We start from the raw sequence: 16324 nt of genomic DNA on the forward strand, positions 1-16324 counted from the left end.
CTCACTATGATTTGGAAAAATGGCTCGAACGAGCCATTTTATTTTTTGAATAATAAAAGCCGCAAAGCATTGAGTGTGACGAGAACAGTCGCTCCGGTATCGGCCATAACAGCAAGCCAAAGGCCTGTAATGCCGAAGATTGTTGTCAGAAGAAAGATCAACTTCAAACCGAGCGCTATGGCAACATTTTCCTTGATATTCAACATGGTAGCTCGGGCAAGCGAAATCAGTGTCGGTATATCGCTCACGCGGTTGCGCAATATGGCTGCATCGGCTGTTTCCAATGCCACATCGGTTCCCGAGCCCATGGCAATACCGACATTTGCCGCTGCCAGTGCCGGTGCATCATTGATACCATCGCCAACCATAGCAACAATATGATTTTTGCCTAGTTCCTTGATGGCTTCCACTTTCATGCCCGGCATCAATTCCGCTTTAACTGCAAGCCCGAGTTTTCTTGCAATGGCTTCTCCGGTCTGTTTATTGTCACCGGTCAGCATAACAGCTTCAATGTTCAACCGGCGGAGTTCTTCCAAAGCCGCGAGCGCATCGTCCCTTGGCTCGTCGCGCATTGCAATAACGCCGATTGCCTTACCATCATGATGAACAACGACGACGGTTTTTCCTTCGCTTTCGAATTTGTCAGCACTTTTTTGCAATGTTTGGCCGATAACACCGTAATCGTGCGAAAATCTCGGTGCTCCGATGAAAACCGGCTTGCCTTTCCATTCGGCAATAATACCTTTACCGGCAACGGCCTTGACATCTTTCACCGAAACGGCTTCGATTTTCCGTTTTCCGCTTTCGGTGATAATGGCAACAGCAAGCGGGTGGCTCGATTCCCGTTCCAAAGCAACGGCAAGTTGCAATACCTCGTTTTCCGAATATTCGGTTGCAACAACATCTGTGACAACAGGTGTGCCTTTGGTCAAAGTACCGGTTTTATCGAATGTTATACAATCGACCTTCGATAAAGTCTCGACCACGTTCCCGCCCTTGACAAGAAGACCATGACGGGTGCCGGTCGAAAGTCCGGATGCAATAGCTGCCGGTACAGAAATAACAAGCGCACAAGGGCAACCGATCAATAATAGAGCCAAGCCGCGATAGGTCCATTCTCTCCATTGCCCGTCAAAGAGTGGAGGGATGATGGCGACGAGGATAGCGATACCGACGATAATTGGCATATAGACTTTAGAAAAAGAATCGATAAACCGTTCTGTCGGGGCTTTCGCATCCTGTGCTTCTTCGACAAGCGAGATGATGCGTGCAATGGTATTATCGGAGGGTTTTGTTTCCACACGAATACGCAATGTTGATTCATTGTTGATGGAGCCGGCGAAAACCTTGCTGTTGATTGTCTTTGTTACGGGGATCGATTCACCCGTAATCGGCGATTCATCTACACCCGAGGTTCCCTCAATAACAACGCCGTCTGCCGGCAAACGATCACCTGGTCTTGCAAGAACAATATCTGAAATCCGAAGGCTTTCGGCAGGGACTTCTTCAAGCTTGCCATTGACTTCTTTCCAAGCGGTTTTAGGGGCAAGCTTGCTTAATGACTTGATGCCTGCACGTGCATGACCTGTTGCAACACCCTCTAGCACTTCGCCAACACAAAAGAGAAAGACAACCACGGCTGCTTCCTGGGTTGCATTAATGAAAATGGCGCCGATAGCCGCAATTGTCATCAGCATTTCAATGGTAAAAGGACTGCCATTTTTCAATGCTGCAAACGCCCGTTTTGCAACCGGAAGAAGTGCAGCGAGAGCGGCAATTGTAAAAAACCAGAATGACCAATGTGGTAAAAACGTCGATGCAATATATGCAAGAGCAAGGAGAACACCGGACAAGATCGCCGCTTGGCCTTTTTGTGTTTGATACCAGTATTTTTCTTCCTGTTGTTCACGCGGTTGATTGTTGTCGATTTTATGCAGGCGATAACCAAGCGATGCGACTGTCTTTTCTATCTCTTCCGGGCTCACACGGCTTTTATCCGCTTTTAAAGACAGTCTTTCTCTGGTGAGCGAGACATGGACATTTTCCACGCCCGACATGCGCTCCAAAGCGGTGGTAATGGTTCTTGCACAGGCTGCGCAATCCATACCTTCAACGCGCCATAAAGAATCATTTCCTGCCTCTAAGCGCGGGTCATCATCAATGATTTCTTCATCTTCGTCATCATGCTCATGGGAGTGATTATGGTGGTCGTGCGAATGATCGTGACAATGGTCATCAGAGCAATGATCATGCGTGTGTTCATGGTGGTCGTCATGATGATGTCCGGCATTTAAGTGATGTTCGTGATCATGTTCTTTTTTATTTTCGGACGCCGGTTTTGCCTCGGTTCTACAGTGTGCGGCTTCTGTTGACGAAGAGATAATTTCATGATGTTTGTCATCATATCCCGCCTCATTGGCGCTATTCTTTTGATGATCATGACCATGTGGAATAGTTTCTTTTTCTACTTCAGCCATGGGTCTGTCTCCTCTTTCGGCTTCTCCGTCATGCAGCGAAAATCTCGACACTCGAAAATTGATGAGCGTTGAATTTCGTCGTTAAAATTTGGCTCTCGAAATCCGCCAACTGAAATTTCAAAAAAGGACATTTCCGATGGTGGAATTCATTGTCGAATAATTATATAATTCCTGTAGTAACTACAGCTTCAAGAGGAAAAATGCAGAAAATTTATTTTTCAATTGGCGAACTTTCAAAACATACCGGCTGCAATATCGAAACCATCCGTTATTATGGAAAAATTGGCCTCCTAGACGAGCCTGAGCGTACAGAAGGCAATCAGCGCCGTTATGTCGAAGCTGATTACAAGCGCCTATTGTTTATTTTAAGAGCCAGAAATCTCGGCTTTTCTATTGAAGCCATCCGCCAACTTATAGCATTATCCAAACATCCGGATGATCCATGCGGGGAAGCGGATACAATAGCGCACAAGCAACTTGCAGAAACACGTGTGAAAATTGCACGATTGAAAATTCTGGAAAAAGAGCTGGAGAGGATTACAAAGCCGTGCGTCGGCCACAAAATACATGAATGCAAGGTTATTGAAAGCCTTGCGGATACAAGCTCTCTTCAAGCATGATCGCTTGAAGAGAGAATTTTATTGATTTTTACAAGGCTTGAGGCGTATAGCCTTCTTCCTTCATAATGTCGGCCAAACTTGCCTTGTCGGCCACACCTTTGACTTTGACGAGATGTTTGTCGAGCTCAATATTGACATCGGCAGACGGATATTTTTCTTTGATTGCGTTGGTGATTGTTTTTACACAATGCCCGCATGTCATATCTTCTACCTTGAACAAGCTTGTGTTTTGATCAGACATTTTTATATTCCTTTGCCTATTGACTATTTACTATAATATGAGGGGTTCCTATAGGGTAAGGTCAAGGGCGGGGAGTTGTTTATTTTTATAAAGCCCGTAAAACAACAGGAAAAAGATGAAGTCTGCACGTAATTTGAATAGTGATGACATACGCACGCTGGCGCTTGCCTCTTTGGGGGGAGCGCTCGAGTTCTATGACTTCATTATATTTGTGTTTTTTACAGCCGAAATTTCCCATACGGTTCTCCCGTCGGAAATGTCGCCTTGGCTTGCCACAACGTGGACCTATGGCATATTCGCCGCCGGTTATCTGATGCGGCCCATCGGGGGAGTCGTCATGGCGCATCTTGGCGATAAACTCGGTCGCAAGCGTATTTTTACTTTCTCGGTCCTTTTGATGTCGCTTGCAACCTTGGGCATGGCTTTTGTGCCGACCTATAACCATTTCGGTATTCTTTCTCCGCTTATTCTTTTGGCCTGCCGGATGATGCAAGGGTTGGCCGTCGGCGGCGAGGTTCCCGGTGCATGGACATTTGTAGCCGAGCATGTTCCGGAACGTCATGTCGGGCTTTCAACGGGCGTTCTCACCTCAGGTCTTTCTCTCGGCATTCTGATCGGTTCTTTTATTGCTTTTGCGATCAATCATATTGTTCATAACAATGTTTTGCCGTGGCCTGAAAATGTAACCGATTTTTGGGGGTGGAGAGTTGCCTTCGTCATTGGCGGGATTTTCGGGCTGATTGCTGTCTGGCTCAGGCGCTTTCTGGAAGAAACACCAATATTCAAAGAATTGAAAAGGAAAAAAGCCCTATCCAAAGAAATTCCTTTGAAAGTGGTTTTGACAAAATATCGGGGAAGCGTTGTTGTTGCTGTTCTTTTGACTTGGACTTTATCCGCAACGGTTATGATCAGTACCTTGCTCACGCCGAATTATATGAAGGCTGCGCCTTATAATTATTCGGGTGACATCACCCTTGCGGCCAATTCGATAACAAGTTTTTTCCTCATTCTTGGAACGCCGGTTGCAGGATTTTTGTGTGACCGCTTCGGTAGCGGCAAGTTTTTTACGTTTTCCGGAATTGTTTTCGCGGCCGTCTCCTACATTTTTTATCATTGTGCCGGCTATTCAACGGCATTGTTCTTTGTGCTTTCGGCCTTTCTCGGTTTTTTCGCCGGCTATGTCGGCTCGGTCGCTTATGTGATTGTTCGTAGTTTTCCGGCAACGGTAAGGTTTTCCGGTTTGTCTTTTTCTTATAATATTGCCTATGCAGTTTTCGGTGGCTTGACGCCCTGGGCGATTAATTTGATGCAACCGGTTTTTCCCATGTTCCATATGTGGTATCTGATTATCATTTCCCTTCTTGCCAGCCTTGTCGGGCTTTACCTGATTTTTTACGGGGAAAAGAAACAAATGCCGATAGGGATAGAAGAGCTTGAAACAAAGGATTTATGATTGCTCCGACCGAAATGTGCATCAAATTCAAAACTTTCCGGTGTTCTCGGCAGTTTTCACGAAAAGCTTGAATGCTCGTTAAAAAAAGTCTTGCCCATCAAATATTTGAATGGCAATTTTGCTGTTCATCGACTTTCGAAGGAATAGAGAATGATTTATGCTTTGCTGTATGTGATAGATCGTGTTTTTGATGTTTATATTTTCATTCTCATTGCGGGCGCTGTATTTTCATGGCTTTATGCGTTTAATATCGTCAATCCACACAACCCGCTGATAGCTGCAATAGGCAATTTTCTTTATCAGATAACCGAACCTGTACTCGCGCCAATCCGGCGTATTCTGCCGAACTTGGGATCAATCGATATTTCGCCAATTGTCGTATTGCTGATTATCTATTTTATCCGCATCTTTATGTGGCGCGCCTATGCCGGACTCTTTTTCTAAATCCGAACGGCATATGCGGGATTAAAAAAGTATCCAAAGAAGATGGTAAGGGATGTGGTTGGCATCCCTCATTGATGTGATCGTTTCTGCGGCCATTAGTGAACTTTTTTGTTCCGGCTTAAAAATACTGCACCTAAACACAAAATGTTGGTGAAGATGAGGTAGAAGGCCGGCGAGGCGGGATTGCCGGTGAGCTCCAATATCCATGTAACAACGATTTGCGCTGTTCCGCCGAAGAGCGAAATTCCCAAAGCATAAGAGATAGAAAATCCGGTGGCTCGCAATCTTTTCGGGAAACATTCACATAAGAATATAACAATTCCGGCGCCGCTGATGTTCTGCAAGGCTGTGAAAATGGTGATGACGCCGAAGAACACCCAAATGCTGTTGAATTGGTTGACGAGGTAAAGTCCCGGCCACAGGATAACGAGCAATATGATGCGGGGAGCAACGATTGTTATCCGTCGTCCGAACCGGTCGGCACAATAACCGCCAATCAATGCAAAAATAACAACTCCCAATCCGACAACAAAAGTGGCAAGCATCGCAAAGTTCTCGCCATAGTGCAGTTCGGTCAGGGCATAAGTCGTTGTGTAATTTAAAAAATATTGCGTAACGGTACTTCCTGAAAGGACGAATATCCCGATAAAAATCAGAGCACTGTGATGCTCGAATATTTCTTTTAGCAGTCCCTTTGTCGAGTTGTTTTCGGCTTTGTCTTCAAGTTTTAATGTTTCACCAAGATGGCGACGCATCAAAATTGCAATCGGTAAAATGCAAAGTCCCAGACCAAAAGCAATGCGCCATCCCCAATCGGTTTGTTGTTGGTGTGTCAGATAAAGGCTTAAGATATAGCCGACCAAACCGGCAGTTATTGCCGCGGCGCCCTGTGCCACAATCTGCCAACTCGCATAGAAAGCGCGTTTTCCTTCCGGAGCAGCCTCCATGATGAACGTTGTCGCAGGCCCTGCTTCGCCGCCCCAGGCAAGCCCTTGTGCCAATCTGGCAATCACCAGCAATATGGGTGCTGCAATTCCGATTTGCTCGTAGCCGGGCAGAAGAATAAGGCCTGCAGTGCCGATTGCCATTAACAACATTGTCAGGATCATTGCGGGTTTGCGTCCGACCTTGTCGGCATAGGTGCCGATGAGGATTGCCCCCAAGGGGCGGGCTATAAAACCTATGCCGAATGTTGAAACCGACGACATCAGGCTGACAAACTCGTTGTCAGAAGGAAAAAAAGTTTTCCCGATCATGACAGCGAATGTTGTGTAGACGATAAAATCGTAAAATTCGACAGCATTACCGATAGCAACAGCGGCAACATCACCTTTGGTGATGTTATGGCTTTTTTCAGGGGCTTTCACTGCAGCATCCATACGTCAAAAATCCCGTTGCACTCTCTTTATCGGAATTGGGCGCCCGTTTTGCACCAATTATTATCAACCTTTTAATCAAAAAGACCGGTTACGGACAGATAACAAAACAAGTTTTTTGGTGCGTAACGGCATTTTGATTAAGCCTCGCTTTAATAAGCAAAAAATATGATTTGTTCAGCAATTTGTGTGATTATCATTCCAAGCTTATAGGACATTTATACGGGTTGCCAAATCAGCAGCTTGTCAATAACAAGTTTTTGTCGGCAATTTCTTTTTTCGGGACAACGCATAAACAGTCGATCATCGGAATGCCGCTCTCCCATAAGCAGTCAATGACAATCACACCCCGTATAAATAAAACTTGTACAAGAAAACCAGGCAGGACATTGTCCCGGAAAAACCAAGCGGGACAGGCTTCAAAGTGGACAAGAGGACAACGGAAGTGTTGCTGTTAAAACCACTTGCCATGATGCTAAAAAAACAACGCCCGACAAAGTTTGACGGGCGCTTTAATCAAATATTTTTAAAGCTGATTGATAGAAGACTATCAATTATTTCCAAGGATTATTTTTTTGCGCGCTTGATTGCTTTGTTGATGAGCTCGCGGGCAAAATCTTCATCTTCCCATCCGCCAATCTTGACCCATTTGCCGGGTTCGAGATCTTTGTAATGCTGGAAGAAATGTTCGACCTGTTTCAAGGTTATTTCCGGCATATCGGCATAGTCGTGAACATCGACATAACGTTGTGTCATTTTGGGTGTCGGAACAGCAATGATTTTTTCATCTTTGCCGCCGTCATCTTCCATAATCAAAGCGCCAATCGGACGGCAATTGATAACGCATCCTGGAACAAGCGGACGGGTGTTAAGAACGAGAACATCAATCGGGTCGCCATCTTCGGACAAAGTGTGCGGAACAAAACCGTAATTGCCCGGATAGGTCATCGGGGTGTAGAGAAAACGATCAACAAACAGCGCACCCGACTTTTTATCCATTTCATATTTGATTGGTTGACCGCCGACCGGCACTTCGATGATAACATTAACATCTTCCGGCGGGTTTTTGCCGATGGGGATCAAATCAATATTCATAGAGACATCCTTTCCAGAATAAAAAGAGCCGGACACCTTCTAAAGTATCCGGCATAAATGGTCAAAAATCAGGCAGCACTGTCCGACGGACGTGGCTTTCCGTTTCTCTTACGATCAATCGGGTCAAGGTAAAGCTTGCGCAGACGAATGTTCTTTGGCGTAACCTCGACGAGCTCGTCATCCTGAATCCACGATAACGCACGTTCCAATGTCATTTTGATAGGAGGAGTGAGTTTCACAGCCTCATCCTTTCCGGCAGCACGAACATTGGTAAGCTTTTTACCCTTCAAGACGTTTACATCCAAATCATTATCACGTGAATGGATGCCGATAATCATTCCCTGATAGACTTTGACACCCGCATCAATGATCATCGGGCCGCGGTCTTCAAGATTGAACAGGGCATAGGCTACCGATTCACCATTATCATTGGAAATCATGACGCCATTGGTACGTCCGGCAATATCGCCTTTATATGGTTCATAGTCATGGAACAAGCGGTTCATGACGGCAGTGCCACGCGTATCGGTTAACAATTCCGACTGGTAGCCGATAAGGCCACGTGTGGGCGCATAAAAGACCATGCGGACACGATTTCCACCTGACGGCTTAAGCTCGATCATCTCGCCTTTACGTTCCGACATTTTCTGGACGACAATGCCGGAATATTCCTCGTCAACGTCAATGACAACTTCTTCGACCGGTTCAAGCTTGTTGCCGTTCTCGTCGGTATGCATAACAACACGCGGACGCGAAACCGAAAGTTCGAAACCTTCACGGCGCATATTTTCGATCAAAACAGCAAGCTGCAATTCGCCACGGCCGGAAACATAGAAGGAATCCTTGTCTTTTGATTCCTCGATTTTCAGAGCAACGTTCCCTTCGGCCTCTTTGAGCAAACGGTCACGAATGACACGACTTGTAACTTTGTCACCTTCTGTCCCTGCGAGCGGGCTGTCATTGACAAGGAAACTCATTGTGACCGTCGGCGGGTCAATCGGCTGGGCCTTCAAAGGCTCGGTTACTGACGGGTCACAGAAAGTATCGGCAACCGTACCTTTTTGTAGACCGGCAATTGCAACAATATCACCGGCATCACCTTCTTCGATCGGTTGACGCTCAAGCCCGCGGAAAGCAAGAATTTTTGAAATTCTGCCACTTTCGACAAGATTACCCTGCTGGTCGAGGACTTTCACTGCCTGGTTCGGTTTGATTTTACCGGAGTGGATTCTGCCGGTGATGATACGACCCAAAAACGGATCGGCTTCCAGAATGGTACCGATCATCGTAAACGGACCTGGAGCAACAGTCGGAGCCGGTACATGACGTACGACCATGTCGAACAAAGGCGCCAACCCCTGATCTTTCGGGCCATCGGGGCTTTCAGCCATCCAGCCATCACGACCGGAGCCATAAAGGATCGGGAAATCGAGTTGTTCATCTGTTGCGTCAAGTGCGGCAAACAGATCAAAAACTTCATTGATAACTTCTTCAGGACGTGCGTCGGGGCGGTCGATCTTGTTAATGGCAACAATCGGGCGCAGGCCAACTTTCAAGGCTTTGCCAACAACAAATTTTGTTTGCGGCATCGGGCCTTCGGCGGCATCCACGAGAACAATGGCTCCATCCACCATATTAAGGATACGTTCCACTTCACCGCCGAAATCGGCGTGTCCGGGTGTATCAACAATATTGATACGCGTATCTTTCCAAACGACAGAGGTAACTTTGGCAAGAATGGTAATTCCACGTTCTTTTTCAATATCGTTGGAATCCATCATACGCTCGCCAGTGCGTTGGTTTTGGCGGAAATTTCCTGATTGCTTTAGTAGCCCGTCGACAAGGGTTGTTTTACCGTGGTCAACGTGGGCAATGATTGCAATATTGCGCAATTGCATGTAAATCTTCTTTTCGTTCACTGAAATTTCGAAAATACGGCAACAACAAGCTGCCGCATGGTGTTGCATGCCTCTTACAAGTTTTTTACGGTTTTTGGAAGAGGGGGAAACCTTTTTTAGCTAAGATAAACGCATTATCATAACTTTGAACCTTCGAAGGCATTCTTCCAATTATATGAGAATAGTCGGTTGGCTAATCAATATCTCGCCATAAAATGCCTTCTCCCAATGAAAATATTTATTAAAAAAATCAAGAAAATAATTGCAAAAGAGAAGAAGCGTAATGGCATTATTCTATTCAGCCATAGTTTCTCAATGACGAGGCCGTCTATATCGGCACAAGCAGATTGTGCGCTTTAATCCGGCTTGTGTTTTTTAATCCGGCAAGTGCTTTTGAATGGTAGAGGCCGTCGTTCAATGGTGAAAAATAGAACAACGGCCTTAAACTGGGGCTTTACACTTAAAAAAGGACTCACAAAAGTGTACCACTTAAAATAAGCGCTGCGACAGAAAAATAGATAACAATACCGGTTACGTCGACCAGTGTTGCGACAAAAGGTGCCGAAGCACTTGCAGGGTCAAACCCCAGACGGTTCAAGAGAAACGGAAGCATCGAACCTGTGAGACAGCCGAACATAACAATGCCGATAAGGGCGGCCCCCACCGTTATTGCCACCAGCACCCAATGTTCGCCATAATCATAGATACCGGTTTTTTGCCACACGATAATGCGTATAACGCCAATCAGTCCGAGCATGGCTCCCAAAGACACGCCTGCCGGTATTTCCCTTAAAGCGACTTTCCACCAATCTCTGAGTTCAAGCTCTCTTAAGGCAAGTGCACGAATGATAAGAGATGTTGCCTGAGAACCGGAATTACCGCCGGAACTCATAATAAGCGGAATGAAGAGGGTGAGAACAATCGCTTTTTCAAGCTCCACCTCAAAATGCTGCATGGCGCTGGCGGTCAACATTTCGCCTAAAAACAAGACGGCAAGCCAGCCGCCGCGTTTTTTCATCATATCGAAAAAACCGATATCCATATAGGGCTTGTCGAGCGCTTCCATACCACCGAATTTATAAGCATCTTCACTCATTTCTTCGGTCATGGCATCGAGCACGTCATCGACTGTCACAATACCGATGACGTGGTCGGTCTCGTCTACAACCGGAACCGAGAGCAAATCGTGACGCCGGAACAGGCGTGCAACTTCTTCCTGATCGGTCAAAGGACCAATCTTGATCGGTTCACCATTGGTGGCGGCATTAAGAATCGTGTCATCGGGATTTGCCAGAATAAGATTCCTGAGTGATACCGCTTTGATCAGAACGCTGGTTTCCGGATCAATGACATAACTTGCGTAAACTGTCTCGCGTGTACGCTCGACATCGCGGATATGATCAAGCGTTTGACGAACCGACCAAGTGGAAGGAACAGCGATAAATTCCGTTGTCATCAACGCGCCGGCGCTGCCGTCAGGATAACTTGACAGCTTTTTCATCTCGGCACGGGTCAACGGCTTCAGGAGCGGGTAGAGTTTGGCACGGGTCGCCTCTTCCATTTCCTGAAATACATCGGCTGCCTGGTCGGCAGACATTCCGTCAAGAATTGTGACAGAACGCTCGGTCGGCAGCATTTCAAGAATCTGCCCCGGCTCGTCAAGTTCCGGCTTGTCGAACAGCTCGATAGCATATTCTATCGGCAAAAATTTGAACACATTCACCCGTTCGACAATGTCGAGATCATTAATGACATCGACAGCGTCGGCAAAATGCAGACGGCTCAAGCGCTCGGCAAGCGCTTCAGCAGACAGCGTTTTGACATCAAATGCTGAAGTCTGGTTTTCAGTCATGATGGAGCTCCTTAAGAACAGTTCTTGATGGGCATTGAACCTGTCGGGCAGGTTTGACATCCCGGCAGATCATTTGTGGGGGGAGCGTTTCCCTACGCAGATGTTTCAATTGTTATGTTTTGAACGAAAGTCAAGCACTGTTTGGTGAACTGTCACTTTTATTCTTATAACTTCAAAAAACAGTGGAAACTTGATGGATAATTTCTTTTTTTAAGGCTGGATCTGTCCCATTAAAGGAACAAGCTGTATTGAGCTATTGTAGCTGAGATATGCTGCTTGTTTTTATATAAAATTATAATATAATTATTTAAAAATAAGGTTTAATAATAAAAGTATAATATAAAACATTTATAATTTTAATATAAAAACAAATTCATATTTTTATGCAATATGATAAATTGCATAAATAAGATAATCGATGATTTTTATTTAATTAATGAAAAATATTTTAGTCGACAACGTATAATGAATTTAGTTTTTGATACCACATAACAAATAATAATCAACAACGAGTTGATTTAGCCCAATTTGATAATAATTTTCCGTTTTTGGCCTTCCGCTGCAATTATAGCATTCAATAACAAATGCGTTATGTTACATTGATTACGCCATGATAGATGAAAATTAATGACTTGTTTTGAACAAGGTTCAGAGCTCGGGGATTTTTGAAACATAAACTTGGATAGAGATCAAAGTGAGTCACTCTAAAGATTTTGCTGAAATATCCGGAGAACCCGCCTCATTGACAAGCCCAACAATGAGCACAGCAATGAGGGGGATATTGATGTGCTTGTTTTTCTTCTGTTTATTTGTTTCACCTGTCTTCGCATCATCAGCTTCCGAACTCAAAATTGCACTTCAAGACGATCCTGATAGTTTGGATCCGGCCTTATCGAAAACGTTTTCAGGACGGCTAGTTTATACGGCGATATGCGATAAACTTGTTGATATTTCCCCTGATGCCAGTTTTGTTCCCGAACTTGCTCAAAGTTGGTCTTTTTCTGAAGACGGCAAGATTTTGAAAATGAGTTTACGAAAGGATGTCGTCTTTCACGATGGCACTCCGTTTAATGCCGATGCAGCAGTCTATTCTTTAAAACGTACAATCGGTTTTTCACAATCCGTTCGGGAAAACGAACTTGATTCTGTTGCTTCTGTCGATGCAACAGGCCCCTTCGAATTGACGATCAAATTAAAATATCCCGATGCTGCACTTTTATCGCAACTCGCAGATCGGGCAGGGGTCATGGTGTCGCCCAAAGCAGCGCGTGAAATGGGCACAGATTTCGGGTTGAAGCCTATTTGTGCGGGGCCGTTCCGCTTTGTCGAGCGCGTTCCACATGACAGAATTGTTTTGGAAAAATTCGATCGCTATTGGAACAGCCAACAAATCAAACTTGACCGTCTCACTTTTTTGTCGATCGAAGATCCGTCGGTGCGTTTTTCGAATTTGCGTGCCGGAATTGTCGATATGGTTGACCGGCTTTCTTCAAGCGATTTTGCCAAAGCAAAAGCGGCATCCAGATTAGAAACGAACAGGATAGCGAGCGAAGCTTATATTGCTTTGACAATCAATATCGCAAATGGTGACAAAGCAAAGACTCCGCTCGGACAACAGAAATTGCTGCGTCAGGCATTTTCGTTTGCTACTGATCGTGCGTCTATTCGTGACACCGTTTATGACGGTGCGATGGTTGTCGGCAACCAGCCTTGGGCACCTGATACAATCTGGTACAATTCAGGTTTTCCGGTTTCCCCGCGCAATCTGGAAAAGGCCCGTCAGTTAATAGAACAAGCCGGTTTTGCCAATCAGAAAATCGATGTCCAGATTTCCCATAGTAACGACCCGACAATTGTACAGGTGATGCAGGCAATCCGGACGATGGCCAATGAAGCGGGCTTCAATGTCAGTCTTCATCCTAAAGAAGAAACCAAACTTGCTTTAGATAATAAAGGCGGCAAATTTGAAGTTTCTGCGCAAAGGTGGAGCGGCCGGATTGATCCGGATGGAAATATCTCCTGGTTTGTTACCTGTGAGGGGGCAGGCAACATAGGTAGATATTGTAATCGCGATCTCGACGACAAACTCTCTTTGGCAAGGAAGACTCCCGATCCTGCCGAACGTGCCGATCTCTATCATCATGCTATCGCTATTCTTCAAGATGATATGCCGGTAATCTATCTCGGCCATCCCGATTATATCTATGCCTATACCAAAAAACTTCACGGTTTTGAGCCTTATCCGGATGGATTGATCCGTTTTTCCAATATGTATAAAAATTGACGTTTGCCCCCTGTTTTGAAGTGTGGGCAGAAAGAAAAGTTTTGTTCCACGGTTGAAACCGGCATGATTAGAAACCGTTTTCATAAGTCGGAAAAACATCTTGGAGAAGTTAAAGAATTTGCCAAGACAATGAATTTGCCAAGCCGATGAATTTGTTAAGCCAATGAATCTTCTAGGATAGGGAATCTTCCAAAATAGCGAATTGCCTGAGGCATTGAATTTTTTAAACAAAGAATTTTTTCTTTAGCGGCAGGACCAAAATTTTTGCGGTTAAAAAAGTAATTTCGAAAATGACCTAACGAAAACGCCGCTTCATAAACGCCGTTTCTGTCTTTCTTCATCCGAAAGACAGAAGAATGGATACGCATTTAAGGGTAAAAAGAGTTTGAGAGACGCTGGCATTCATAGTTTTAATTATTACATGTGGTACACATTGATCATTGCAAACAATTTGCAGCAAAAAGATTGGAGATAAAAAATATGTCAAAAACGGCGTTGCTGGAGTGGACCGGTTTTGAAGGTCTGCCTGATTTTTCAAAAATTCATGATGAAGATTTCAAGCCAGCTTTTGAAGAAGCATTAAAAGATGCCGAAGCCGAAATTGAACAAATTTCGGCCTCTCCGGAACCTGCCACGATTGACGGTTTTTTGCAGTCGTTCGAGCTTGCAGGCAAGTCTCTTGACCATGTATGTTCGGTTTTTTTTCTCCGTTCGGGTGCCTATAGCAATGATCTGATCCAGCAATTGGAACAGGATTTTGTACCGAAGCTATCGCGTTATTCTTCAAAATTGATGATGGATCCGCGACTTTTTGCAAAAATTGATGCCCTCCATGAGGAAGCAAAAAAAGCAAAATTCGATGCCGAGACCACGCGTGTGATCGAACTCACATGGAAAGGGTTTGTCCGGAACGGTGCACTTCTTGATGAAAAGGATAAAAAAAGACTGGCAGAGATAAACGAGCGATTGGCTTTGCTTGGCGCACAGTTCGGCCAACATGTATTGAATGATGAAGCAGAGTGGGTTCTTTATCTCGAAAAGAAAGATCTGGCTGGACTTCCGGACGATCTTATTGCGACAATGAAAGAGACGGCAAAGGAAAGGGGAAAACCGGATTCCTATGCACTGACGCTTGCGCGTTCGGTTGTGGAGCCGTTTCTGACTTTTTCCGACCGGCGGGACTTGCGCCAGATTGCCTTTGAGGCCTGGGCAAAGCGTGGCGAAAATGGCAATAAAAATGACAATCGGAAGATTATCAGCGAGATTGTGGCATTGCGCGATGAAAAGGCAAAGCTTCTCGGCTTTAAATCCTTTGCCGATTTCAAACTTGACAACACAATGGCCAAAACGCCCGACAATGTTATGAAGCTTTTAATGCCTGTCTGGAAGCGGGCTGTTGCCAAGGCTGAAAAAGAAGCAGAAGAGCTGCAAAAACTAGCAGCTGAGACAGGAAGCAATGACGAATTGGCTGCTTGGGATTGGCGCTATTATGCGGAGAAACTGCGCACCAAATTATTCTCGTTTGATGAAGCATCGGTCAAAGTCTATTTTGAACTGAATAAAATGATTGAAGCCGCTTTTGCGACCGCAAAGAAGCTTTTCGGTGTCACTTTTGAAGAAAAGCATGGCGTACCGCTTTGGCATGAAGATGCACGGCTTTTCGAGGTCAAAAATCCTGATGGCAGCTTACGCGGTCTTTTCATTGGAGATTATTTTGCCCGCCCGAGCAAACGCTCCGGTGCATGGATGAGCGAATTACAAACCGAACATCATCTTAAAAAAGGGCGCAAACCGATCATCTATAATATTTGTAACTTCGCCAAGCCGCCCAAGGGAAAACCGGCACTTTTGTCATTGGATGATGCGCGAACCCTGTTTCACGAATTCGGACATGCCCTCCATGGTCTGTTATCGGAGGTTAAATGGCCATCTGTTTCGGGAACCTCTGTGGCAAGAGATTTTGTCGAACTCCCTTCGCAATTGTTCGAGCATTGGGTCACTGTTCCGGAAACATTGAAAACTTACGCAAGGAACGTCAAAACCGGTGAACCCATGCCGCAGGACTTGCTCGACAAGGTTCTCGCTGCACGCACGTTCAATGGTGGCTTTGACGCCGTCGAATTTACTGCTTCCGCGCTTGTTGACATGGCCTTCCATGAAGGCGGAAAAGTTGATGACCCGACCGAATTCGAGAGAAAAGAATTGCAAAAATTGGGTATGCCGAAGGCAATCATTATGCGCCACCGTCCGCCTCATTTTACACATGTATTTACCGGTGACGGTTATTCGGCAGGCTATTACTCCTATATGTGGGCGGAAGTTCTTGATTCAGATGCTTTCGAGGCCTTTGAAGAAACCGGCAATGCCTTTGATCCGAAAACAGCAGAAAAATTGAAAAAATATATTTATTCGGCCGGTGGCAGCCGTGATCCGGAAGAACTTTATAAAGCTTTCCGTGGCCGCTTGCCGAGCCCGGATGCATTAATGAGGAAACGCGGTATTTGAGTAGTACGGCCTTGTTAGAGGTGTGATTAACCGAAAGGAGGAAAATTCACTCCTTTCGGTTTTAAGGGTTTTATCTTGT

At 45.3% G+C, this 16324-nt stretch carries 11 protein-coding genes; 5 read left to right on the forward strand and 6 right to left on the reverse strand.

Going from position 1 to position 16324, the window contains the following annotated elements; genetic code table 11:
- Positions 1 to 38 precede the first annotated feature (38 nt).
- Positions 39 to 2477 (reverse strand): heavy metal translocating P-type ATPase, encoded by a 2439-nt coding sequence (locus tag H3S83_RS04125; protein WP_198238992.1) that lies wholly within the window; start codon positions 2475 to 2477, stop codon positions 39 to 41.
- Positions 2478 to 2677: 200 nt separating this feature from the next.
- Here H3S83_RS04125 and H3S83_RS04130 point away from each other — a divergent pair, with 200 nt between their 5' ends.
- The gene (locus H3S83_RS04130; protein WP_198238993.1) at positions 2678 to 3097 is read left to right on the forward strand and encodes a helix-turn-helix domain-containing protein; all 420 of its coding nucleotides are present in this window, start codon (positions 2678 to 2680) and stop codon (positions 3095 to 3097) included.
- Between the two features lie 28 nt (positions 3098 to 3125).
- Here H3S83_RS04130 and H3S83_RS04135 read toward each other — a convergent pair whose 3' ends face one another.
- Entirely contained in the window at positions 3126 to 3338 is a 213-nt protein-coding gene (locus H3S83_RS04135; protein ID WP_075870258.1) for a heavy-metal-associated domain-containing protein, read from the reverse strand.
- A 115-nt stretch (positions 3339 to 3453) separates the two neighbouring features.
- On the opposite strand from H3S83_RS04135, the gene H3S83_RS04140 reads away from it, so the two are divergent.
- Together H3S83_RS04140 and H3S83_RS04145 are read left to right on the forward strand one after the other, a co-directional pair.
- Complete coding sequence (locus H3S83_RS04140) at positions 3454 to 4791, forward strand: MFS transporter (protein WP_198238994.1); 1338 nt, start codon at positions 3454 to 3456, stop codon at positions 4789 to 4791.
- A 150-nt stretch (positions 4792 to 4941) separates the two neighbouring features.
- The gene (locus tag H3S83_RS04145) at positions 4942 to 5235 is read left to right on the forward strand and encodes a YggT family protein (RefSeq protein WP_198225188.1); all 294 of its coding nucleotides are present in this window, start codon (positions 4942 to 4944) and stop codon (positions 5233 to 5235) included.
- A 95-nt stretch (positions 5236 to 5330) separates the two neighbouring features.
- On the opposite strand, the gene H3S83_RS04150 is transcribed toward H3S83_RS04145, so the two are convergent.
- From H3S83_RS04150 to mgtE, 4 genes are all read right to left on the reverse strand, one after another.
- Positions 5331 to 6614, reverse strand: a complete 1284-nt coding sequence (locus tag H3S83_RS04150; protein WP_198238995.1) for an MFS transporter — start codon at positions 6612 to 6614, stop codon at positions 5331 to 5333.
- A gap of 564 nt (positions 6615 to 7178) precedes the next feature.
- The gene (gene ppa, locus H3S83_RS04155) at positions 7179 to 7706 is read right to left on the reverse strand and encodes an inorganic diphosphatase (RefSeq protein WP_077970583.1); all 528 of its coding nucleotides are present in this window, start codon (positions 7704 to 7706) and stop codon (positions 7179 to 7181) included.
- A gap of 68 nt (positions 7707 to 7774) precedes the next feature.
- Complete coding sequence (gene typA / locus H3S83_RS04160) at positions 7775 to 9604, reverse strand: translational GTPase TypA (RefSeq protein ID WP_077970584.1); 1830 nt, start codon at positions 9602 to 9604, stop codon at positions 7775 to 7777.
- Between the two features lie 472 nt (positions 9605 to 10076).
- A complete protein-coding gene (mgtE, locus tag H3S83_RS04165) occupies positions 10077 to 11456 on the reverse strand; it encodes a magnesium transporter (protein ID WP_078039144.1) in 1380 nt (459 codons plus the stop codon).
- A gap of 769 nt (positions 11457 to 12225) precedes the next feature.
- On the opposite strand from mgtE, the gene H3S83_RS04170 reads away from it, so the two are divergent.
- On the forward strand, positions 12226 to 13740 hold the full coding sequence (locus tag H3S83_RS04170) for an ABC transporter substrate-binding protein (RefSeq protein ID WP_246741711.1): 1515 nt from the start codon (positions 12226 to 12228) through the stop codon (positions 13738 to 13740).
- Between the two features lie 480 nt (positions 13741 to 14220).
- Positions 14221 to 16245, forward strand: a complete 2025-nt coding sequence (locus H3S83_RS04175; protein ID WP_198238996.1) for a M3 family metallopeptidase — start codon at positions 14221 to 14223, stop codon at positions 16243 to 16245.
- Positions 16246 to 16324 lie beyond the last annotated feature (79 nt).

The organism is Bartonella sp. W8122, from assembly GCF_016102485.1.
Classification (GTDB): domain Bacteria; phylum Pseudomonadota; class Alphaproteobacteria; order Rhizobiales; family Rhizobiaceae; genus Bartonella; species Bartonella apihabitans.